Source organism: Sporocytophaga myxococcoides (assembly GCF_000775915.1).
GTDB classification, from domain to species: domain Bacteria; phylum Bacteroidota; class Bacteroidia; order Cytophagales; family Cytophagaceae; genus Sporocytophaga; species Sporocytophaga myxococcoides_A.
This window is the reverse complement of sequence record NZ_BBLT01000015.1, coordinates 37,660-59,956: the sequence shown is the minus strand read 5'-3', so window position 1 is coordinate 59,956 and position 22,297 is coordinate 37,660. Positions and strand designations below refer to the sequence as shown.

Genomic DNA, 22,297 nt, shown 5'->3' with positions numbered 1-22,297 from the left:
GATGGCAAGTCTAAATTTATCGTTCTCTCAGAAACTCCAATACTGATTGTGCCACAATATCAGGCTGTTCTTCCTGAGGAAAATGTCCGCTTGTTTCAAGTCTGGTTATTTTGGAATTTGTAAATCCTGAAGAAAATTTGTCAAGGTATTTTGGCTTGATAACAGGATCTTTCATTCCCCAGATGAATAAAACAGGTTTTTCTGCTATGGCTTCTTTTTTATTCCATAATTCCTGAAACCAGTTTTGATCATGAAGCAATGATTGAGCGAAAGCCTGTGTTCCATTACGCTGTGTGCTATTGGCAAAAGGTTTGGTGTATTGCTTTAACAATTGCTTTGGCAGCTTATGGTCTCCAAATGATTTGGGCAAGATATAACGAGGTGAAAAATTAAAGTAACGGTATAAGAAAGGGAGCAAAGGGCTTTTAAGTATTTTACTTAATTTAATAAACTTCGGATCATCTTTGCTGCTCCATAACCAGGAGTTGAGTATAATAATATTTTTTACTTTTTCAGGATGTCTGATTGCGAAGTTTAAGCCGATTGGACCGCCGAAGTCATGCACAAGTAAAGTGACATTTTGAAGGCCTTTATAATTAACAAAACTTTCAAGTGTTTTACTGTGGTTTTGTGTGGAGTAATCATAATATTCAGGTTTGTCAGACAGTCCGAAACCTATGTGATCAATGGCTATACAGCGAAAATCGGATTTGAGTCTTTTGATGACATTCCGAAAGTCAAAACTCCAGGAAGGAGTTCCATGAACGAACAAAATCGTTTCTCCTTGTCCTTCATCAATGTAATGAAGTTTGTGCCCATTTAATTCAAAGTAATTTGAAGTAAACGGATATTCCTTTGTATCAAGCCAGCGCATTATCGTATTTTTTTATCAAAGATAATAACAGCATGGATATCTGATCTTGGTAAATACCAAGATCAGAATTTTACACGATTAAACAATTTGCTGAAGTTCTTAGGATCAATACCCAGGTAGGATGCAATGTATTTATGTGGTACTGCTTGGAGAAGTTGAGGGCTCCGCTGGCAAAAGGTTTTATAGCGATCTTCTATGCTCATGCTGTTCAGTTCAATATGACGGTTGATCATCCCGGCTAAGACAGCTTCTGTCATTTTTCTGAAGAGACGTTCTATCCCTTGAGATTAATCAAAAAGTTTTTGCAGCTCATCATAAGTGAGATATTCCAGCTCACTATCTGTAAGGCAATACAGAAAATACCTGAATGGCATCTGAAAAGAAAAGGATTCTGGTATTGCGCGAAGGTTCGGAAAGTAGGTAAAAGCAATGACATGGGATTTATCTGACGTGTCAAAATACGACATCTGAATACCACTCTTTACAAAATATAGCTCATTTTGTATTTGTCCTGAACGGTTAATAAATCTACTTTTTGTAAGATTTTGGTTTTAAGGTTTTGGGTTAATAACTGGTAGTCAGCAAGGCTTATGTTGTGAAAAAGTTTAAGGTATTCAAGTCGCTCCATGGCCTTATGACTATAAAGTGAAAATTAAACTAAATTTTGATTAATCCTTATTATATTTTTCTTAATTTTTTTGAAGAGAAGACATACCCGCACAAACCTCCTGAAGCAATTGTAAATATAAAATTGAATACAGTAGGATAGGGGTGGAATCCTTCATGTGCAGGAAAGTTGTAGAACATATCAAATATTATGTTGGTCTTGTGATTGTGATAATAGCAAGGATCTGATATCAGAATTTTTTCAAGAATATAGAAGTTAGCTATAAAAGCTATTGCCATTCCTGTTAAAGTTGAAAGACTTACAATTACAATTCCTTTTAGTGTCATTGTTTTTTTTAATCTCATTGTTTATCCTTTTGTTACTGAATAAGCAGGAATTGCCGTATAAGGATACCTTACTTGAATCTTTCATGAAATTTCTTTTCAAGGAATTCTCTATGATCAGGGTGAGCAATACTGGTCAATAATTCTGCTCTTTCTTTCATTGATTTTCCAAAAAGATCAACTACTCCGTATTCTGTTACGATAAAGTGTACATTAGCTCTTGTGGATACAACACCAGCTCCGGTCTTAAGGTAGGGGACTATTTTACTTTCTCCTTTGGTAGTTACAGATGGAAAGGCAATAATGGGTTTTCCTCCTTCAGAATAGGAAGCTCCTCTTATGAAATCTATCTGTCCTCCTACACCTGAGTAGTGTTTAGTGCCTATTGAATCTGCGCAGACTTGTCCTGTTAAATCAATTTCTATGGCGCTGTTGATTGCAGATACTTTTTTGTTTTTCCTAATGTTAGCAACATCATTGGTGTAACTTACTTCTTTCATTTTGATAACAGGGTTATTATCCATAAAATCATAAGTACTTTTGCATCCCATAGCAAATGTAGCCACCACTTTTCCCCGGTCAATTATTTTATCTTCTCCCGTAACTACTCCTTTTTCTATCAGAGGGATTAAGCCATCAGAGAACATCTCAGAGTGTACTCCAAGTCTTTTGTGATTTGTAAGGGAAGCCAGGACTGCATTAGGGATGTTTCCTATGCCCATTTGAAGAGTGGCTCCATCTTCAATCAATGATGCTACATGATATCCTATTTTTTTATCTATTTCAGTAGGGGGACTGACTTTTGCTTCATAAATTGGTGAATCATGTTCTATCATGAAATTAAAGTTACTAATATGTATAAGTCCATCTCCATAGGTTCTCGGCATACTTGGATTAATCTGGGCTATCACTGTTTCGGCGGTTTCTATAACTGCTTTAGTGGTGTCTACAGAAACTCCAAGGGAGCAATATCCGAATCGGTCTGGTGGTGAGACTTGTACAAGTGCAACGTTTACAGGCAGAAGTTTTCTTCTGAAAAGTATAGGGATTTCGCTTAGAAAAATAGGAATGTAATCTGCTCTTCCACTTTGCGTTGCTTCCCTTACATTGGCTCCGACAAAAAGGGATTTTAAATGAAAGTTGTTCTGATATTCCGGTTTAACATACTCCGCTTGTCCTTCCGTATGCATATGAATTATTTCAACATTCTTCAGTTCTACAGCTCTTTTTACCATTGCTTCAATTAATATCTTAGGTGCAGCTGCCACACTGTGAATAAAAACCCGGTCATTGCTTTTAATTATTTTTATTGCTTCTTCCGCTGTTGTATAATTCATAGTTCAGAATGTTTTATTCCCTTTAATAAATAGTACATAAAATGTAAAGATGTTTATTTCTCCTTAAATTGACAATGACAATAATCATATTAAACCTTTATAGCTTAATTTATTTATCATGTTGTTTAGGAGAGTGATATTTTGCTTATTATAAGGTATTTGCAAATTATTTGTTCATAACGGAATTAGGAGTTGATTTTGAAACTTCCGGAAGATCAGAAGGGAGTGGTGATGTTTTATTGCCTGGTTTTATTTATTTTTTACAAGAAAAATTATCTTTTGTTAAAAATGAGTAAGCTTAAGTGAAAATAAAAATCTATAGCGGAGCTTTCTGGAGGATGTTATAAGCATTGAAGTTTTTATAATTTATCATCATTATATGAGTTTAGTGATGTAACGAATTGCATTTTATTCTTTTAGCTTAAGATAGATATGTCTTATGTTGTTAACCCCTGTCTCTCTCTCGTCTATATAAAATCTGTTTATATTTTTTATTAAGGGTAATAATTTGGGAAAGCCATAATTTCTTGGATCGAAATCCGGTTTCTTTTTAATGATAAAGTTACCCAGGTTAGCCAGAAAAGTCCAGCCACTCTCATCTGCTAAATCATTAACACTTTCTATAATCATTTGTATAGTTTCTTTATCAACTTTACTCAGAGGCTCTCCTTTTACTTTTGGTTTTGAAGCCTTTTGAGTAATGCTATACGTGTCATGATTTGAACTTTTTAGAATTTCTAAATATATAAACTTGTCACATGCGGATATAAAGGGTTGAGGTGTTTTCTTCTCTCCGAAGCCAATAACGGTCATTCCTGCTTCCCTGAGTCTGGTTGCTAATCTGGTAAAATCACTGTCACTTGAGACAATGCAAAAACCATTGACCTTGCTTGAATATAAAATATCCATTGCGTCAATTATTAAGGCGCTATCACTGGAGTTTTTCCCTGTGGTATAGCTGTATTGTTGAACAGGAGTTATCGCATTTTCTAAAAGAACATTCTTCCAACCTGATAGGGTTGGTTTGGTCCAATCCGCATAAATTCTTTTAATTGTTGGTGTTCCATACCTGGAAATCTCTTCCAACATTTCCTTTACATTTGCATACGGCACATTGTCCGCATCGATTAATACTGCAAGTTTATCATCGGTCATGTTTGTATATTATTGTTAGGAGTGATGCCAGAATTAATTTTCTTTAAGAAATCTAAATTAATTACATAAGATTTAGGTTGTTCTGAATATAAGTTCATAAAGTGTTATACAAAGAAGCAGGTAGGAGTGTTGTAGTAAAAAGCCTTTTATTCCCTAATTTGTTTTTTTTAGAGGGAAATTTAGGTTTATTAAAATAGTATTTTGATAAATCTGAAGCTGGAAAACTAATGTGCTAGAAGATATGTCGATCGTCTTTATTATCTTCTATTGAGATAGCTTTGTTATGAAGGTAAGGATCAGTAGTATCTTATATTTAGGCCAGCCAGTAAGTAATATTGATTAAACTTACCATAGTATTGTTGATAGGCAAAACCCAAAGATGGACTAACTCTGAAACTTCCTCTATTTCTTACCTGTTTGTTTCCTACTTCATAATCACAGGTAATTTTGAATTCCTTTCTGAAGGAAGTTCTTTCTCCGTCAGCTGACCTATAGACCGCTTCAGCCCATAAGCGTTCATTTAAAAACCTTGATTGTGCTCCAAAAGTGAATTCAAAAAAGGTCTGGTTTACAATGTCTATATGAGAAAATCCCATTCCACTGCTTATCATTACAGGGTAGATAGGGATATTAAGTTTTATGATCTGCCAGTCCAGGTTATTCAGATATCCTGTATTATCGTTTATACTTTGTTGTCTGAACTCTGTAGAGAACGCTCCCCAGTTAGCTCTGATCTGAGGGTTGAGAAGGATGGCGTTATATTTCCCATAATAGCCACTCTGAAGAAAACCTTCTAGTGAGACGACTTCAGGATGTTTATCCCTCGTAGATAATACATGTGTTTGAAGTCTGTAAATTCCATAGCCAAAGAGCCTGATCCCTTCCAGTAAAAGCCATTCTGAATTCCCGCTCCCGGAAACAGAACCTGAGTAACGGTCGATTCTTTTGGCTTCCCCTAATTCCTTAATGATTCCACCCACTTGTCCAAAAGTGTTGGCCGAGATAGTTAAGACTAAAGCAAAAACAATAATTATTTTATTCATCTTAAAAGAAAATGCACAGCTGTAAATGATCTGTAAATGAATTAAGATAAAAATAATTAAAAAGTGCGGCAGTTAAAAACTCCGCACATAAAATTCTTATAACCCAGATTAACCTTAATGAGGGATTTCCTCAACCAATATTGCTTTTCCTTTTTTATCGAAATAGGTACAAGTCATTTTATCCATACAAACTGTCCATTTTTCAATACCTAATTTTGCACTCATGGTGATAAAAGTCGAATAATCTGATTGCCCATTCTGATGAGCTTTTAGAGCTGCTTTAAATTGTTCAGTCTCACATTGGTCATTAATAAGTATTGCTTCATGGCTGGATATTGAGGATTTTTTGTAATCATTGGGACCATAATAGTCAGTATGACCGTCTGTTACATAGGTTTTATAGAAAGTAACACCGAGACTTTTAATATCCTGGATGTATGCTGGAAAGTCTGCACCTGATTTTACTTTACTATGAGCCGCTTTGATTTGTTCAATTGTAAACATCTTAATTTAATTTTGGAATAATGAATTTAGAATTATAATAAATTTATGGTTTACAAACTGGTAGTTATCAATTTGTTTGTAAAATGAATGTAATGCAAAGGTGTTTTTTAAAGGATAGATTTGATTGTAAAAAATCGTTTTTTTAGAGGAATCTTTTAAAATTTTCAGGTGTGTCTCCAGTAAATTGTTTGAAGTCTTTAATAAAATGAGCCTGATCAAAGAAGTTATTTTCGTAACAGATTTCAGTTAATGATTTATTGCTGCTGAGGCTGTTAATAATCGAATTAAAGCGGATAATGGAAGCGAACTTTTTAGGTGTAGTGCCAACAATTTTTCTAAACCTTTTTTCGAACGGACTCAGACTGATGTCGAGTTTTTCATTGAGTTCTTTTATTCGGATAGTGCCTTTGCTTTGGTATATAAGCTTTACTGCTTCAATGATCAGATTGTCCGTTTGTTTATCTTTTAATTGAGTGAATAAGAATAATTCAACAATATTTATTCGTTGTTGGTCAGTCGTAGCAATAGCAAGTTTTTCTTCAATGTCTTTTATTGCTTGTTTATCAAAAATGTCTTCCAGGGCAATGCTTAGATTAAATAATTCATTGGCTGGGTTAGAGGAAAAATGAGTAAATCCTGTTTCCGTAAAATAAACTAAAACGGTTCCGATGTTAGCTGAATTTTTAAAGATTTTATAACTGTCGGAAATACCTGTTATTCCTGCGGAAGTCAATTTGCTTTCAGTATTGTTATGAATAGTCGAAAGTTGTCCTTTGTACTGAAATCCGATGACAAGACCAGAAGAAGGAAAAACCTTATATTCATTTTCGACAAGGTTCTCTGACACTACAAAATGTTTGATGTAGGGTTTTAGTTTTTCAGTAGGAGGGTGTTTGTCGAACTTCATTTATACTAAAATATTCAATTGGCTGGGAATAACCAAAAGTTGGGCAGAGGCCTGAATGCTTTGTACGACTCAGGTTCTATATTGAATCTTGAGAATAATTGGTGGAATGCATTTATTTTATCAGTTCATGACATTGGCCATTGTATTTAGAGTCTGATTGTTTTTTGAATCCAGTATTCATAACCCATATGGATCACAGGAGATAATCCAAATGCGTATCAGCGAATATAAAAAGTAAATGTTTTTAATATCATTTGCTGTTAATGCTTAGTATAAGTTTTAAATTATATGTTGATATTAAATTCAATGTTTATGTCAGATGCAATCTGTCCACCTCGAAGCCCCCAATCCTCTAGTGGCTGCTCATTAAGCGTTATAAAAACAGTGTTTTTGTCAATTGAGAGTTTTTTGTCAAGTTATTGAACTATGTTTTGATAAAGTAACTTCTTGGTCTCTGTTGTTCTTCCTTTGAAAAGTGTTATCTGTATAATTATATCATACGGCTTTTTAGAATATAATAAATCCTGATCAAATTCAATTAATCTTAAGTTTTTATCTTCTTCAGTATTTGCAATGTATGAACCAGTACCGAATGGATATATTCAATTAATTGAAGTAAAAAATCTTTGTCTTTACCTTTGGCAATGCTGATATCTGTTACTGGCATAGTTTTAGGTTGTTATCTGATTTTTTCTAAATATACCAAAATTAAATTATCATTTATTGGCTGTCTTTTAAATTCTCTATATCCTAATTTCTGATAGAGAAATAAATTTTTTGCACTCTTGAATCCTGTAAAAAGTTCATAACGATTACAATTGCTGAGTTGAGTTTCTATTTCTTTCATTAAGGTCTGTCCGATTTTCTGGTTTTGGAATTCTTTATCTACAATTAGTCGTCCTATGTAAACGGTGCCATTATTGTTGCATGCACGAACAGACCCAACTATTTGTCCATTTAAGATGGCTTTTAAAAACAGTGTTCCTTTGTCCATTTCTGTTTTAATTTCGATTATGGTCTGGTTCAGTGGTGGAATATTATATTCATTATGAAGTTCTGCTTCAGTTTGATAACATTCCTTTTGAAGTCTGAGTATTGCTTCCAAATCACCTTCATTCGCATGCAAAATTTGTAGATTCATTTATCTTTCTATTGGTCAATTTAAAGTAAATAATATGTCTAATCCCCACCTAGTTTCAAGATGTTGAACTTAGGATATTGTATATTAATTCTTTCTAAAATACTTATTTGCCCGCCAATACTTCGGGCAGGAGCTTTATCAAGACCTAAATGAAGCAATTTACCTTTACAAGCAAGCATGCCTTCACAGATCTCTCTAAGCCCATTACAGTAACTAAAAACTCCATAAAGCAGACTAACCAGATGTAACCCTTACTGGTATTTCTTATAATATCGATTGGATTTATGTCTAAAAGCACAAACCTCAACAACTTTGGAAGGAATACAAGAAAATACTTGTGATAATATCGGCTGTCCGACAAATTTTTTATCTTTGATCATGTTATGATTTGCTCGCAAAACAAACATAAATATAAGGGAGGGACTTTCATTAGTTCCTACCTTTAAATTTTAGTCGGACAACAATGATACCTTATAATACCTTACTGAACATTAAATATTCTTATAATAAAATTCTTCATGACATTCTATAACGTTAGCTTTAATATTTGAGAAGCAATAAGCTCAAGTGAAAGTACTTTATCCGCGGCATCTAATTTTATAGCTTCTTTAGGCATTCCAAACACCACACTGCTTTTCTCATCCTGAGCAATGGTTTTTGCCCCTGCTTGTTTCATTTCCAATAACCCTTTTGCACCGTCATCACCCATTCCTGTAAGTAATACTCCGATACTGTTAGCGCCAGCGTAACGGGCAGTAGATCTAAACAGCACATCTACCGCAGGTTTGTGTCTGTTTACCAATGGGCCATCTTTCACTTCTACATAATATCTTGCACCACTTCTTTTAAGCAGCATATGTTTGTTCCCTGGGGCAATTAATGCTCTTCCCCTTAAAACACTATCCCCATTCTCCGCTTCTTTCACTGTGATCCTGCAAAGCTCGTTGAGTCTCAAGGCAAATGATTTGGTAAACAATTCGGGCATATGTTGCACAATGACAATACCCGGAGCATCCAGGGGCATCCCTTCGAGCAGCACACGGATCGCTTCAGTTCCACCAGTAGAAGCACCGACAGCAACTACCTTCTCAGTTGTCTTGATCATGCTGGTAGGACCGGAAGAACTAATCATGGCATCCGCAGATAATTTTGGAGCTACCTTCTCGAAGTGGGCTTTACGTCCTGGTTTTGATAGTGAAGCCGCTTTAATAATATCGATGATCCTCATTTTCGAATCTTCCCACGACTCATTGGATTCCAATTTGGGTTTTGTAATTACTTCCACGGCTCCATATTCTAATGCCTTTATCGCTGTCTCTGTACCTTTATCTGTAAGACTTGAAATAATCACAACAGGAATAGGGTGCTGAGACATAATCTTTCTTAAGAATGTCAATCCATCCATTTTGGGCATCTCAACATCAAGCGTAATCACATCAGGGATTTCGTGCTGTATTTTCATCGCCGCAAAATAAGGATCAGAAGCGGTTGCCATCACCTCTATGGTAGAATCAGAATTCAGAATTTCTGTTAACATTTTCCTCACCACCGCAGAATCATCAACAATCAAAACTTTTATTTTATTTTTCACGGGTTACAATTTAAAAGGTCAGACAATATCATCAGACTTAAACAAATTTCATATGAACTTCACCTGTATGAGTATAGAATTTCAACTTACGGGCTAAACCTCCTCCTAAATGACTTGCTACAATTGGTATCTGCATCTGTTTCAACATTACTTTAGCAAGTTTACAGTTCCGCTGCCCGATATTGAGAACATTGGCAGTGGTAGACTTTCCTAAACCACCAAAAATTTTAGCTTGCAGATCTTTCTTTTGGCTGCCAAGACAAATCATTTTTTCCTGCAGCTTTTCAATCGCAATATTTCCATATTTAGGTGAAGGTAAACCTTCGCCGTTCCATAATGGAAGCATATAATGATTGATACCTCCTATTTTAAGTACCGGATCATAAAGACAAACTGATACGCAGGTCCCTAAGACAGTAATTACTTCATGAGGACGATTATCTGCAAATAAAGCAGCTGGATACAGGTAATGTGTCAAAATTTTATTCATTCACCTCCCTGTTTAAAACTTTTCCTCGTTAATAAAAAATGTATCGTTTCCTTCTTCTGAATAATTTGAATTGTTCCATTCCTCAGACAATGGAAGAAAAAGAATAAAGGTGCTACCTTGTTTGCCAGATGATACACTTAAAGTTCCTTTTAAGTTTTCCGCCAGGGCCTGAGCTACGGCAAGCCCCAGACCATGTCCTTTGTGGCTCTTGGTCATTCCAGATTCCAGCTGCTGAAACCTGTCAAATATTTTAGGAACATCTACCGCTTTGATTCCAATTCCATAATCCGTTACCTTGATCACTAAGCCCTCTGATTGCAGGCCAGCATAAATATTGATCTTAGAATCAGGGTAGCTAAACTCTATGGCATTGGACAAAAGGTTGGAAATGATAAGCTGAAACTTTAAAGGATCAGTATTAAATTTTATCTCGGATGGTGAGGAAGAAAATTCTATCACAAGAATTTTCCTGTTGGCCATCTCTTTGAATGAATCAATAGCGCCCTTCAAAAGGTTTGTAATTTCTGTAGTAATAATTTGAGGATGTCCTTCCCCCGCTTCTAATTCGGCGGCAGCGAATATATTTCTTAATTGAAAATCCAGACCGAAAGCTTCCAGATGTATTAGCGAGGCCATTGTCTTTACCTTGTCCATATCCTCTCCACTAGACTTAAGAATACTTTCGGATAATCCCAAAATCGCTGTAAATGGATTAATGATCTCATTGCGAATATTAGAGAGAAAATTGCTCTTCATTGTTTCCGACTGTTCCAGCTTCTTATTCAACTGCTGAAGTTGTGCCATAAGATCATTCATCTCCTTTAAGGAGGGTTGTTTTTCCGACAATCGCAATTGCAATTCATGAATTAATTCTTCATCGGATAATTTCATATTCTCTCTTGATCTGTTAAAAACAATACTTCTAAATTCGTCTGAATATAGTAGGTTTAATCTGTTGCAAAGGAACATTCATATCCGTAATAGATTCAGAATGTCCCAAAAAGAAAATACCTCCTTTATTGAGCTTATCGCATAATCGGTTGATGACTTTTTCCTGAGTCTCTTTATCAAAATAAATAAGAACATTCCTGCAAAATATTATATCAAAATTATATGGAACATTATAGGTATGATCCATGAAATTCAATCTTTGGAGGGAGAGCTTCTGCCTTAATTCAGGAACTATTTTGTATGTTTTATTCTTATCATCTTTTCCTCTTAGAAAATATTTTCTTTTTAATACCAGAGGAATCACACTGGTTCTTTCTTCTGAATAAATAGCCAGAGCCGCTTTCTTAAGTATCTCTGTGGAGAGGTCAGTTCCAAAGATGGAAAAATTAAAAGGTCGGGTTTCTGCAAATTCACTAGCAACCATAGCGATGGTGTAGGGTTCCTCTCCGCTAGAACAACCTGCACTCCAAATCCGTAATGGACGTCCGGCATCCCGCCCTATAGTCATTGCTGGAAAGCAATGATTGCTAAGAAAATCGAAATGAATTGACTCTCTGAAAAAATCGGTTTTATTGGTAGTCACTACATCGATCATTTGAATCAGTTCCGTCCTTTGTCCTTCGGGACTGAAAACAAAATCACAATATTCCTTAAATGAATATAAATTAAGGGCGTTCAATCGTTTTTGAAGCCGGCATTCAAGCAATGTTTTTTTTGACGGTGGCATTTTAATTCCATAATCCGAATAAATCATAGAGCTCATTTTTCTGAACTCCTCATTAGACATTTTTACTACAACCATAGTGGATAAAATCACTTAATTGATTAGAGGAATTATCTCCCATGTAAAATATAACTCCGGGCATCCCAGTCAAATAAAGGAATTCGAAAATAAATTTTTCATAGTTGTATAATTTCACAGGTTTAAAAATTAAATAATGGTTTCAGATGTGTTTTCTTTCATCTGATGAAGTTCATTGATAGAAAAAACTTCATCAATATTAAGGACCATGATGAAATCTTCATCGTTCTTTATCATACCTTGAATAAACTCAGCTTTATATTTACTTCCTAATGCAGGAGAAGGCAGTATTTTTTCTGATGAAAGCTCAAGTACTTCCTGAACCGAATCCACCAATGCTCCAATGGTGATCTGTTCATTCTCCATCATGATAGAAAGAACTATGATGCAGGAATCGATTGTAAAATCAGTTTTAGCCAGTCCAAATTTTATGCGTGTATCAATTACAGGCAAGACATTACCTCTAAGGTTAATTACTCCTGTCATAAAGTCTGGAGATTTAGGAACTTTTGTTACCGTGGGTATTTCCAATATTTCATGTACCCTTTCGACAGTTACAGCAAAAGTTTCGTTTTCCAACTTAAATGATAGGTAAGAATTACTTACATTCAGATTTTCTATGCTCATTGTAAAACTTCGTTATGTATTTGATTAAATATATATTCCTTAATGATTCTGTTGGGATCAACAACAAGAGCAACCTCTCCATTTCCTAAGATCGTCGCTCCTGAAATAACGTCCACACTTTTGTACAACCTTCCAAGTGGTTTTAATACTGCCTGATATTCTCCAATAATAGTATCGACCGATAAAGCTACCCTTCTATCGTCCTGCTTCACCACCACCACCTGATGCAGTTGAGGACAATTTTCCTTTATATCAAATTCATCTCTCAGATATATAAAAGGCACCTGCTCTCCGTCCAGAATTATAAGGTCATTGATCTTATCTACAAATTCTTCATGATTTGCTTCAAAACATTTATCCACATTACCTAATGGTATTACAAAATGTGTAGCATTGATTTTTACAAGCAATCCGTCAATGATCGAAAGTGTAAGAGGAAGCTTAATATTAATGGTAGTTCCTTCGTTGAGCACGGACTCTACTTCCACTTCACCTCTGATTTCAGTAATCTGTCTTTTCACTACATCCATTCCTACTCCACGACCAGAAACCTCGGTAACTTTCTCTGCGGTAGAAAATCCCGGAAGAAAAATAAGATCGAAGATCTGACGCCGATCCAGATTCTGATCTGCAGTGATTAATCCTTTGCTGATGGCCTTTTGCCTGATCATTTCCGGATCAATTCCTTTTCCATCATCGCGGATCTGAATAATCACACTATTCCCGGAATAAAATGCCTTTAATAAGATTTTTCCTTGGGCAGGTTTTCCTTTCTTCACTCGCTCTTCTCCCGATTCAATTCCATGATCCAGTGAATTCCGGAAAATATGCATCAGAGGATCTGCCAGGTTTTCGATAATATTTTTGTCCAGTTCTGTATCTGCACCTTCAGAAACAAACACAACGTCCTTATTCAATTGGGTTGAAAGATCTCTCACCAGTCGTTGAAATCGAACCAATAAGTTTTCAATCGGAATAAGACATATACTAAAAGTATTATCTCTTAACTGACGGGTGATCTTTTCAATATTTTCTGAAATACTTATTAGTTCAGAGGACGCAATCTGTTCTGAAACAAGATTTAACCTTGCCTGAGTAGTTACAAGCTCACTTACAAGACTCATCAATTCATCCAGCTTTTCAGAAGCCACCCTGATACTTGAAATTGAATTATCTTTAGAAGTAATGATAGATCTCTCATTGGCTTTTTCCATCTTATTTCTTACCTCCTCTATTCTACTTTTAGAAGAAGATTTCTTTACTAATCCGCCAAACTTTAAAATCTTATCATCAATGCTTAAAGAAACATCTCGGGCAATAGTAGAAAAGCCATCCTGATCCAGTAAGTTTGTTTCTGAAATCTTTCTTATTTCAAGCTCGCAGTCTTCTTCAACGAACATGAAAACATCCAAGATACTGTTTTCCGTTACACTTCCTGAGACATAAATTTCCCAGCTTAAATATATTTCAGCAGGATCGAGTTTTTTAAAATCAGGTAATCGTTCCGTATTTGAAACTGTATAAGTTGCGCCAAGCTGAGACAGATCATCTAGAAGGAATAACACATTAGTCCCTTTTCTCACCAACCCCTTTTCAGGAACAAATTTCACCCAGTAAGTAGGAGAATCTGAAACTTTATTCTCTATCTTATGATCAGAAGAATTGTTTTTTATACTCTCCTCACCAGAAGTACCGTTCAGAACCTCAATTAGACCTCGGATCAGGTTTTCATGGTTGATTTTATGGACTGAATTTTCCAGCTCTACGTCTGTAAGCAGCACCCGCAGATGGTCAACAGAAGCAAATGTTATGTTTAGGACATTATCCGTTACAGACATTTTACCTTCCCTGATATAATCATAGAGCGTTTCAAAGTGATGTGTAAAATCTCCGATCCGGTAAAAGCCAAACATTGTGCTATTACCTTTCAATGTGTGCATGATTCGGAAGATCTGCTCTGTGATCGAACTATCCGAAGGATTATTGTGCAATAAGAGGGAAACTCTTTCCAGTTCATTGATGAGTGTGGTGGCTTCCTCAAAGAACACCGCTTTAAATCTGTCCATTATCTAATGACTTTTTCAATGGTGGAAATTAATTTTTCAGGAACGAATGGTTTTACAATCCAACCTGTTGCTCCCGCTGCTTTAGCTTCATCCTTTTTCGCTGCCTGAGACTCTGTAGTAAGGAATAAGATCGGCACATACTGGTATTCGGCTTTTCCGCGGATCTCCTTAATCAAAGCAATACCGTCCTTTTTCGGCATGTGAAGATCTGTGATGACGAGATGAATCTCCTTCCCATCCAGAAACTTCATCGCATCTTCTCCGTCCACTCCTACAAGCACATTATATCCCGCATTTATCAAAGTAAAAGAAACTACTTCTCTTACGCTTTCCGAATCATCAGCTATTAGAATCGTCTTTTTCATTTATTTATTTACCTGATTTATATTAATTACTTAGCATATCAGCATTACGAAGTAATTGATTCATTTCTTCGCTTAACTCCTTTTTGAGGTTCACTTCTTTATCATTATTCCGGAGATAAATCATGAATGAGATAAGTACTTGTAAACACATAATATCTATACGGGCAATGTCCATAAGAAGAATATTGTAAGTCTTATGTACCTTTTTTATTTCTTTCAATTCTTTGAAAAAAAAATCCGAATGTTTGATGCTAAGATCCCCGCTAACTACAATATCAATGGTCTCTTTATTGTCAGATAGCTTTTTTTGAATATTAAATTTTTCCATATTAGTTAGGTTAAAAAAAACTATATCTTTTTTCGGAATTACTTGCGCCACTTACCTTCGCATTAGATGATGTATCGAAGTTCCTTCTGATAACTTCTTCATAATATTACTAAGAGCAATTTGTATACTTTAATAAACAAGGGATACCCTTAAAATACCTACAAGCGAATTTTTAAATGCCGGATTTGCACCAGGATTGATTATATATTGGAAGTCTGGCTGAACTATAAAGTTATTCCCAAACTTTGCCTTATAATTCAACTCTATTAAACATCTGCTTTGAGTATAACTGATAGGATAAGTTTTATGAAGATGATTATTTATTGATGAATATACGAATCCCAAACCAAGTATATCATTAGAACGGGAAGGTAGTATACCTGTATAAATCAACCCTGTGCTTAAGTAAAAATCTACTAAATTGATTTTCCCGGGACTAGACCCTGATTGTAAAAATGCAGTTACTCCCTGGTTATCCTTAGAATTTTCAGCAAAGATTAGTCTGTCCATAGTAACATAAATCCCGTAACTTCCATCCACAGAATTTGAGGAATCGGAAAGGCCTCTGAAATCTCCATTGTGATAATATCCTCCAATTTTATAATTTCCTTTTACTACCGAATCCTTAATTTCTTTCATCTGAATTTCAAATGTTGAGAATAATCTCTTATTACCATCAATTTGCCACTTAAGGTTATTAGGATTATCCTGAAACTTTAATGGAGATCCATCGAACACTGCTGCCTGGAATGCAAGTTTTTCGGATTGCTTCCATTTGGCATATAAAGATGGGGTGGCATATGGATAGATAGATAAAGGCACATTCAATGCTATACTAGGATACATTCCGAAGGAGGTGTTTAGAAAATTGCCGGCAGTAGCATTTACTGCGAAGGTAGAATTCATGTCGAATTGACCAAAAAGAATTGAAAATTTGCCTATATCCTGACTATACCAAAATTCAAACAGACTTATCCGGTTTGTTGCTTCTATTCTTGATACAGGCTGTATATCTCCGACATAACGTGCGGATGGATTTCCACCGTGGGCATTGAAGGCATGCAGGAATAGTTTTCCTCCTTTAAACCATCCGGCTTTTTCAGTAGACAATCCCAAAGATAGATCTATTTTACCAACATAGCTGTGGCCGCTTTTTCTTCCACCTTGCATATTGCTTATCAAATCACCCGTGATTTCAGTCCTGAAAGTAAAAGGAGAAGAATTTTGCGCATTACCTTTTAAGCATGCCATTGCAAAGCTTAAAATAATTAAACATTTTTTCATCTGGGAAAATTTAAGCAGATATTGAATGACTATTCAGGCTTTCCAATATCTGCTATATGATTTAAAACTTTGTAAAATCTGCGTCGGAAACCGAACCATTGTCGAGTTTTATAGCTACGCCATTTATAGATTTTCCAGTTTTAACTGTAGGTGCTTGTTTTGAAAAACTCTTCTTTTTTGTATATCCATTATCCCCAGAAGTGTACCTTTTACTTTTGTCATGTCCGAGATTAAAGAATGAAATGGTTTCTTCTAAAGATACTGCTTGTGCTTCCAGTTCTTCAGCGCTTGCCGCCATCTCTTCAGCGGTAGCAGCATTATTCTGGATAACTCTGTTAAGTTGCTGAATAGAACTGTTTACCTGCTCAGCTCCGGAACTCTGCTCATTGCTGGATGCAGTGATCTCCTGAATTAACCTTGAAGTTTTCTGAATATCTGGAACGATCAGCTCAAGTATTTTTCCAGACTTTTCAGCAATTGTTACACTGGTTTTTGAAAGTGCATCTATTTCGATTGCTGCCTGCTGACTTCTTTCTGCCAGTTTTCGTACTTCTGCAGCTACAACCGCAAATCCTTTACCATGCTCGCCAGCTCTTGCTGCTTCCACAGCTGCATTAAGAGCCAGCAAATTCGTTTGTCTGGCAATTTCTCCTATAATTGAAATTTTCTGAGCAATTTCCTTCATTGACATCACAGTCATGCTAACTGATTTGCCTCCTTCACTTACATCTTCTGTTGCCTTAAGGGAAATCTTTTCTGTCTCCTGTGCGTTCTGGGTGCTTTGCTGAATGTTACTGGTCATCTGTTCCATAGAAGTTGAAACTTCTTCCGCAGAAGCGGCTTGTTCAGTAGCTCCTTCAGAAAGCTGCTGAGAAGAAGAACTCATTTGTTTGCTGGCAGAACTAATGTTTTCGGCAGCCGTGCTGATAAATGTTAGTGTTTCATTTAACTTATTAACCATTTCCTGCAGGTGTTTAAGCATTTCTCCAACTTCATCTTTTTTGCTTGTATCTATCTTCAAAGAAAGATCGCCTTCTGCTACTGATTTGATCGCTTCATTCGCAATTTTTAAAGAGCTTGATATTGAAAGTACAATCCAGATTGCTACTCCCAGGCATATAATAAATCCAAGTGTTGCTCCTATCAATGAAGTAGATATTGAGTTGGCTGCTGTTGCATCTGATTCCTGTGTTCTTTTATCCATCAACCCTTTTTCGATTTTAATAATTTCCTCAAGTTTAACCCGTAGCTGATCCATAGTTTGTTTACCGGATTTTTTATTTATCAATACCATCAGATCGTCCATACTCGCCGTTCCTTCATTAATCTTTCTTCTGGTACTGATTTCAATATTACCAGTCTTTTCATGCCATTGAGCCTCAAGATTATCAACCGCTTCAAACCTTGCCACTTGTTCAGGATTATCGTTGACAAGTTGCTTTACTTCGTTAAGCACTGTTTTAAATCTTTTCTTTCCTTCATTATATGGTTCCAAATATTCTTCCTCACCTGTAAGCAAAAAGCCTCGCTCTCCTGTTTCCATATCGATTAATAATTTCCCTAACGAATTTGCTCTTTCAATTACTTCATGGGTATGGTCTACCCATTTTGAAGTTGCTATAAGGGAATTGATGCTATTATAAGAAACTGTAGCCAGGGCGATGATCATGATCAACACTAGACCGTTTCCAATAAAAAGTTGATGACGTATTTTCATAGATAATCAGGGTTAATAGTTTTATATAAGTGGTGTATTTAAGAATTTAGAATTATAAGTATCAAGAATTCAAAGCATGGTATTTTCCTGTAAAATAGAGAGCTATTCGGATGAAAATGGCTTGTTCATATCCATCCTTAGATAAAGCTTTCATTTGGATTATACATCCCTGAAATGAATTCTGCCTTCTATTTATTCCTATGTGAGTACTAATTGTTTATTTACTTCGAATAATTAGCAAACCGAATCGGTCCAAGGCTGCCATAATTTTTTTGACCATTTAGCTTAAGATTCAAGATCATTTTATACAGCTAATTATTGTGTCAGCAACAACACCAAGGCCAAATTTTATACTTGTATTGGCTACGGGAAGAGCATCACCTCTTAAGTTAATAATGCCTAACAGATAATCAGGAGATTTGGGTATTTTCGTAATTTTGCTTAATTGTAATACGTCTTTGACATGCGATAAGTTTACAGCAAAAACTTCGTTTGCTACTTAAATGAGAGGTAAGAATGAGTCGTTAAATTTTCATCGTTCATAAAATTGATTTGTATTAAGTATATTTACATCGATTGTAAGTATTACGAACTTGCAATGGACTTTCAGGGTGGGCATATTTTTTTAAGATATCCTCTATAAAGATTTATCTTTCTTACTATTATTCAGAAGTAAAGCTACAAGTTCCAGTTCTGTGATTAAACCTGTTGCTTCATCAAAAATAAAGCTTGAATTTTTCAATTATCTTATTACCCTCTGTATCGTTTCTATAAGTTTCTCTGGCACAAAAGGCTTAACAATCCAACCGGTTGCACCGGCTGCTTTTGCTTCTTCCTTTTTGGAAGAAAGCGATTCCGTTGTTAAGAAAAGAATAGGAATGAACTTATATTCAGACTTTGCTCTTACTTCCTTAATAAGGGCAATACCGTCCATCTTTGGCATGTGTAGATCCGTCAATACCAGATGAATTTCCTTACCATTAAGATACTTCAATGCGTCTTCACCATCTACTCCTATAAGCACTTCATATCCTGCATTAATTAATGTGTAACTTACAACTTCCCTTACGCTCTCAGAATCATCCGCTATAAGAATCGTCTTTTTCATGATTTAATAATATTACAATTTCATTTGTTTGTCTATATCTGTATAAATCTATATCTTATTTATTTTTTTAGATATAGAATATCTAAAATACCAGCGCAGTTTAAAATCTTTATCAACTCATCATTGGATTGATCTGCTATGTATCTCTCTTGTTTCTTTTTTTGTAAAAGCTTAAAATAGGAGTATAGGACTTGGAATCCTGCATCATCAATATTGTTTACTTCTGAATATGGTATAGTATATTTCTTGTATGAATCTTTAATTCGTTGTAGTTCACTTTATAATTTTTAAATGTGCTTTAGTGAAACATCTCCTGTAATTTTATGTCAATATAAGAGTTGTCTTTTGCAAAGGTCTTTATTGCTAACTTCTCCATTTTAATACTTCTTCTTAAAAAAACTCAATATTGTTTTCCTGATTATTTTCAAATTGATTGTCCGGGCAATTATTTATTTCTCTTTCAAATGTCTGGTTGAAAACGTCTCTCTCGCTTTGCATTGTATAGTGGTTCATTAATTTTAACACAACTGCTTTTATGTCCTTTTTTCTTTTATGATTATTATCCAGTGATAGTTGAGAAATTAAAGTATGCCTTTTAATAATGTCCATTATCAGTGTATTGGTCAATGGGTTTAGTTCTAAGTGTTTTGTTATGCTGACTGAAGTGGCTTCTATGTGATGCGCTTCTAGCTTTTGTAAATTCTTCTGTATGTTGTCAACTACCAATCTATATTCATCTAAAATCAACTTCAATTGAGCTATATTAAGTGAAGTTATTTCTGGAATGATACTGCTATATAATATGCCTCCATGTCCAATAAGTCTTTGTTTAAGTTCCTTAAGCAACATATCGTCAATTGTTTCGATGTGCTCAAGTTTCTGTCTCATAGCATCTTGATACTGCAAGTCTTTTATGATGCAGCTTATAGCAGTCTGATCAATAATTACTGTTTTGTCTGAAATATTATGTAGTGAGATATTTTTAATCAGGCTTCCTATTAAGAGAAAATATTCAGAAGAACATTTTTGAAGTTTTAGGATTTGTATTTTATTTCCTTCAAGTAACTCTATAATATTCTTAATTATATTGTCCTCTTCAAGTTCTAACATATTCAGTATTTGTAAGGGGATTGTAATATTAGATGATTAATCAGAAAAGCTCCACGGCTATACTTTGGATGAAGATTGTAAAGTAGAATTTACCTTCTATAACAGTCTTTGATAAAGTGATTAAAGCAGGAATCTCTCCAGATGTTTTGCTTTTGACCGAGATCTCAGTTCTTATGTTTATTGGCTTTTTGAAGTTGTTTTTTTCAATATAAAATGCAGAATAGTCTCCGCTATTCTCATCTAAATAAAGATTGATTAATTCATTGATGTTTATTCCTAATACCTCAATGCGTCTATATCCGAATAATTCTTCAGATGCCTTATTGAAGAATTCGATTTTTCCTTTTTTGTCAAATGTTATAACAGCATCAACACAACCTTCTAGAATTCCTTCATTTTTAAGTTTTTCAATTTCTATTTCCTTAATCTGTTGCTTCATTTCTTCTTTTGCCTCTTCAAGTTTGTCGCTTAAGGTACCTTTTACAGCTTCCAACTCTTTCATGCTTCTTAAAAGGGTCTCCTCTTTTGACATTAGTTCTTCTGCTTGCTTTATAAGTTCTCCTTCCTGAAGTTTCATTTCCTGTGTCATTTGTCTTGATTCTCTTAGTAATTTAAGGGTTTGTTCATTTGTTTTTACAGAAGATAATGTTGTTGCAATGCTGGTTGCTATTTTTTCTAAAAAATCTATCTCATATTTTTCCAGGTTTCTGAAAAAGGCAAATTCCATTACACCCAATACATCTGTGTTATTACATAATGGCATAATCAATACGCTGGAGGGGAGGGCTTCACCGAGCCCTGATGTTATTCGGATAAAATTTTCCGGAATGTCAGTTAGATAAATATATTCTCGTTCCATTGCGGCCTGTCCTATTAGGCCTTCACCCATCTCTATTTCTTTGTCTTCATATTTCATTCTATCCCATGCATAGGATGAAATAAGCTTCAGGAAATATTTATCACCTTCTTCATATTTAAGGAAAATAGTGCCTTGGTTAGCATTGATATATTTTATAAGAGCTACGAGTAATTTATCGGATAGTGATTTTTCATTACTTTCATTTCTTAATATTTCAGAAAATTTTGCAAAACCTTCATTAGCCCAGTTTCTCCTCTTTTCTTCTGCGTTTACTTTTTGAAGTTTGTCACACATTCCAAGTAATGCAATTCCTATTTTATCATTATCGCCAAGTTTATCATAATGCACCTGATAGTTTCCATCTCCGATCCTTTCTGCAAAGGAGGCCAGATTTGCTTGATTTTCAATGATAGTGTTTATTTTTATATGGATGTTTTTAAACTCATTAGGTACTATCGTTTCAATTTTACTTATATCCCCCTTCGCTAGTATATCTAATGTATTAGTGATTTTGTTAATTTCTTTTTTTATTCCACTTGTATATGTTATCAGTGAAATACTAATAATAAAAAGGATTGTGATTACAAAAAGTACAAAAAGTATATTTTCTGATAATTGAATATGTGAGTAAGCTTCTAGCAGCTGGCTTGACAGGATATTAAATTTTGATTTTAATTCTTCAGTGTTTTCTATGTCGGATAAAAGAATGTTATTGTCTTTTGAAGTTGATATTGTATTCTTTATATCTTGATTAAGACTTTTTATTTCTGATATAGTGTTTAATAAATTTTCATTTATAAAAAAACTAGTGCTCCTAATTTCATCTGCTGTTTCTGTAAATTCTTTATTAATGTCGGAGAAATGATTTCTGGTGGTATTTATTGGATAATCTAAAATGATTTGTTCCTTTTCAGATACTGATAGGAGTTTATTTATTTTTTGTCCGGTCTCCTTGTAGAATTTTTGAGTACAGTATAGAATTAAACACGCAGATATAAGCAGAGTTAATATAAATCCTTGTTTTTTGCCGAAGCTCATCTCTTACTTTCTTATTAGTTATTTCTTTCTTTCATTGATCTACTTTTAC

At 34.8% G+C, this 22,297-nt stretch carries 24 protein-coding genes and 1 pseudogene; all 25 read right to left on the bottom strand.

The genetic code is table 11. From position 1 onward, the window contains the following. Positions 1–16: 16 nt before the first annotated feature. The 25 genes and pseudogenes from MYP_RS23785 to MYP_RS25575 all read right to left on the bottom strand — a co-directional run bounded on the left by MYP_RS23785 (position 17) and on the right by MYP_RS25575 (position 22,248). Positions 17–874: an alpha/beta fold hydrolase gene (locus MYP_RS23785; protein WP_045469593.1), complete on the bottom strand. Its 858-nt coding sequence runs from the start codon at positions 872–874 to the stop codon at positions 17–19. A 287-nt stretch (positions 875–1,161) separates the two neighbouring features. After that, entirely contained in the window at positions 1,162–1,341 is a 180-nt protein-coding gene (locus tag MYP_RS26485) for a hypothetical protein (protein WP_197060180.1), read from the bottom strand. A 211-nt stretch (positions 1,342–1,552) separates the two neighbouring features. Beyond that, positions 1,553–1,846, bottom strand: coding sequence for a hypothetical protein (locus MYP_RS23780; protein ID WP_045469590.1), 294 nt, complete (start codon positions 1,844–1,846; stop codon positions 1,553–1,555). Positions 1,847–1,896: 50 nt separating this feature from the next. After that, complete coding sequence (locus MYP_RS23775; protein WP_045469587.1) at positions 1,897–3,162, bottom strand: acetyl-CoA hydrolase/transferase family protein; 1,266 nt, start codon at positions 3,160–3,162, stop codon at positions 1,897–1,899. A 408-nt stretch (positions 3,163–3,570) separates the two neighbouring features. After that, positions 3,571–4,317 (bottom strand): NYN domain-containing protein, encoded by a 747-nt coding sequence (locus tag MYP_RS23770; protein WP_045469584.1) that lies wholly within the window; start codon positions 4,315–4,317, stop codon positions 3,571–3,573. A gap of 296 nt (positions 4,318–4,613) precedes the next feature. Continuing rightward, on the bottom strand, positions 4,614–5,360 hold the full coding sequence (locus MYP_RS23765) for a hypothetical protein (RefSeq protein WP_045469580.1): 747 nt from the start codon (positions 5,358–5,360) through the stop codon (positions 4,614–4,616). Between the two features lie 114 nt (positions 5,361–5,474). Next, positions 5,475–5,864: a DUF1398 domain-containing protein gene (locus MYP_RS23760; RefSeq protein WP_045469577.1), complete on the bottom strand. Its 390-nt coding sequence runs from the start codon at positions 5,862–5,864 to the stop codon at positions 5,475–5,477. Between the two features lie 142 nt (positions 5,865–6,006). Then, the gene (locus MYP_RS23755; protein ID WP_045469574.1) at positions 6,007–6,771 is read right to left on the bottom strand and encodes a helix-turn-helix domain-containing protein; all 765 of its coding nucleotides are present in this window, start codon (positions 6,769–6,771) and stop codon (positions 6,007–6,009) included. A 544-nt stretch (positions 6,772–7,315) separates the two neighbouring features. Continuing rightward, positions 7,316–7,438, bottom strand: a complete 123-nt coding sequence (locus tag MYP_RS26845; protein WP_262506816.1) for a hypothetical protein — start codon at positions 7,436–7,438, stop codon at positions 7,316–7,318. A 12-nt stretch (positions 7,439–7,450) separates the two neighbouring features. Beyond that, the gene (locus tag MYP_RS23750) at positions 7,451–7,912 is read right to left on the bottom strand and encodes a GNAT family N-acetyltransferase (RefSeq protein WP_045469570.1); all 462 of its coding nucleotides are present in this window, start codon (positions 7,910–7,912) and stop codon (positions 7,451–7,453) included. Positions 7,913–7,950: 38 nt separating this feature from the next. Continuing rightward, a complete protein-coding gene (locus tag MYP_RS26980) occupies positions 7,951–8,145 on the bottom strand; it encodes a DUF4372 domain-containing protein (protein WP_370568903.1) in 195 nt (64 codons plus the stop codon). 293 nt (positions 8,146–8,438) lie between these two features. Next, complete coding sequence (locus MYP_RS23745) at positions 8,439–9,503, bottom strand: protein-glutamate methylesterase/protein-glutamine glutaminase (protein WP_081990653.1); 1,065 nt, start codon at positions 9,501–9,503, stop codon at positions 8,439–8,441. Between the two features lie 37 nt (positions 9,504–9,540). Beyond that, positions 9,541–9,993: a chemotaxis protein CheD gene (locus tag MYP_RS23740; protein ID WP_045469567.1), complete on the bottom strand. Its 453-nt coding sequence runs from the start codon at positions 9,991–9,993 to the stop codon at positions 9,541–9,543. A 12-nt stretch (positions 9,994–10,005) separates the two neighbouring features. Continuing rightward, a complete protein-coding gene (locus tag MYP_RS23735; RefSeq protein ID WP_045469564.1) occupies positions 10,006–10,884 on the bottom strand; it encodes a sensor histidine kinase in 879 nt (292 codons plus the stop codon). Positions 10,885–10,915: 31 nt separating this feature from the next. Then, the gene (locus MYP_RS23730; RefSeq protein WP_045469561.1) at positions 10,916–11,746 is read right to left on the bottom strand and encodes a CheR family methyltransferase; all 831 of its coding nucleotides are present in this window, start codon (positions 11,744–11,746) and stop codon (positions 10,916–10,918) included. A gap of 129 nt (positions 11,747–11,875) precedes the next feature. Continuing rightward, positions 11,876–12,373 (bottom strand): chemotaxis protein CheW, encoded by a 498-nt coding sequence (locus tag MYP_RS23725; RefSeq protein WP_045469559.1) that lies wholly within the window; start codon positions 12,371–12,373, stop codon positions 11,876–11,878. Then, positions 12,370–14,439: a chemotaxis protein CheA gene (locus MYP_RS23720; protein WP_052430477.1), complete on the bottom strand. Its 2,070-nt coding sequence runs from the start codon at positions 14,437–14,439 to the stop codon at positions 12,370–12,372. The genes MYP_RS23725 and MYP_RS23720 overlap by 4 nt, the downstream gene beginning before the upstream one ends. Beyond that, positions 14,439–14,804, bottom strand: a complete 366-nt coding sequence (locus MYP_RS23715; protein ID WP_045469552.1) for a response regulator — start codon at positions 14,802–14,804, stop codon at positions 14,439–14,441. Before MYP_RS23715 ends, MYP_RS23720 begins: the two co-directional genes overlap by 1 nt. Before the next feature lie 22 nt (positions 14,805–14,826). After that, a complete protein-coding gene (locus MYP_RS23710) occupies positions 14,827–15,132 on the bottom strand; it encodes a hypothetical protein (protein WP_045469549.1) in 306 nt (101 codons plus the stop codon). Positions 15,133–15,261: 129 nt separating this feature from the next. Beyond that, on the bottom strand, positions 15,262–16,383 hold the full coding sequence (locus MYP_RS23705; RefSeq protein WP_197060179.1) for a carbohydrate porin: 1,122 nt from the start codon (positions 16,381–16,383) through the stop codon (positions 15,262–15,264). Positions 16,384–16,477: 94 nt separating this feature from the next. Next, complete coding sequence (locus tag MYP_RS23700) at positions 16,478–18,133, bottom strand: methyl-accepting chemotaxis protein (RefSeq protein ID WP_045469543.1); 1,656 nt, start codon at positions 18,131–18,133, stop codon at positions 16,478–16,480. 298 nt (positions 18,134–18,431) lie between these two features. After that, positions 18,432–18,620: pseudogene (locus MYP_RS26975) on the bottom strand (chemotaxis protein CheW); the annotation flags it as partial. Between the two features lie 255 nt (positions 18,621–18,875). Beyond that, a complete protein-coding gene (locus MYP_RS23695; protein WP_045469540.1) occupies positions 18,876–19,241 on the bottom strand; it encodes a response regulator in 366 nt (121 codons plus the stop codon). Between the two features lie 390 nt (positions 19,242–19,631). Then, a complete protein-coding gene (locus MYP_RS23690; RefSeq protein ID WP_045469537.1) occupies positions 19,632–20,351 on the bottom strand; it encodes a hypothetical protein in 720 nt (239 codons plus the stop codon). A gap of 40 nt (positions 20,352–20,391) precedes the next feature. Further along, positions 20,392–22,248, bottom strand: coding sequence for a GAF domain-containing protein (locus tag MYP_RS25575; protein WP_052430475.1), 1,857 nt, complete (start codon positions 22,246–22,248; stop codon positions 20,392–20,394). Between the last annotated feature and the right edge of the window lie 49 nt (positions 22,249–22,297).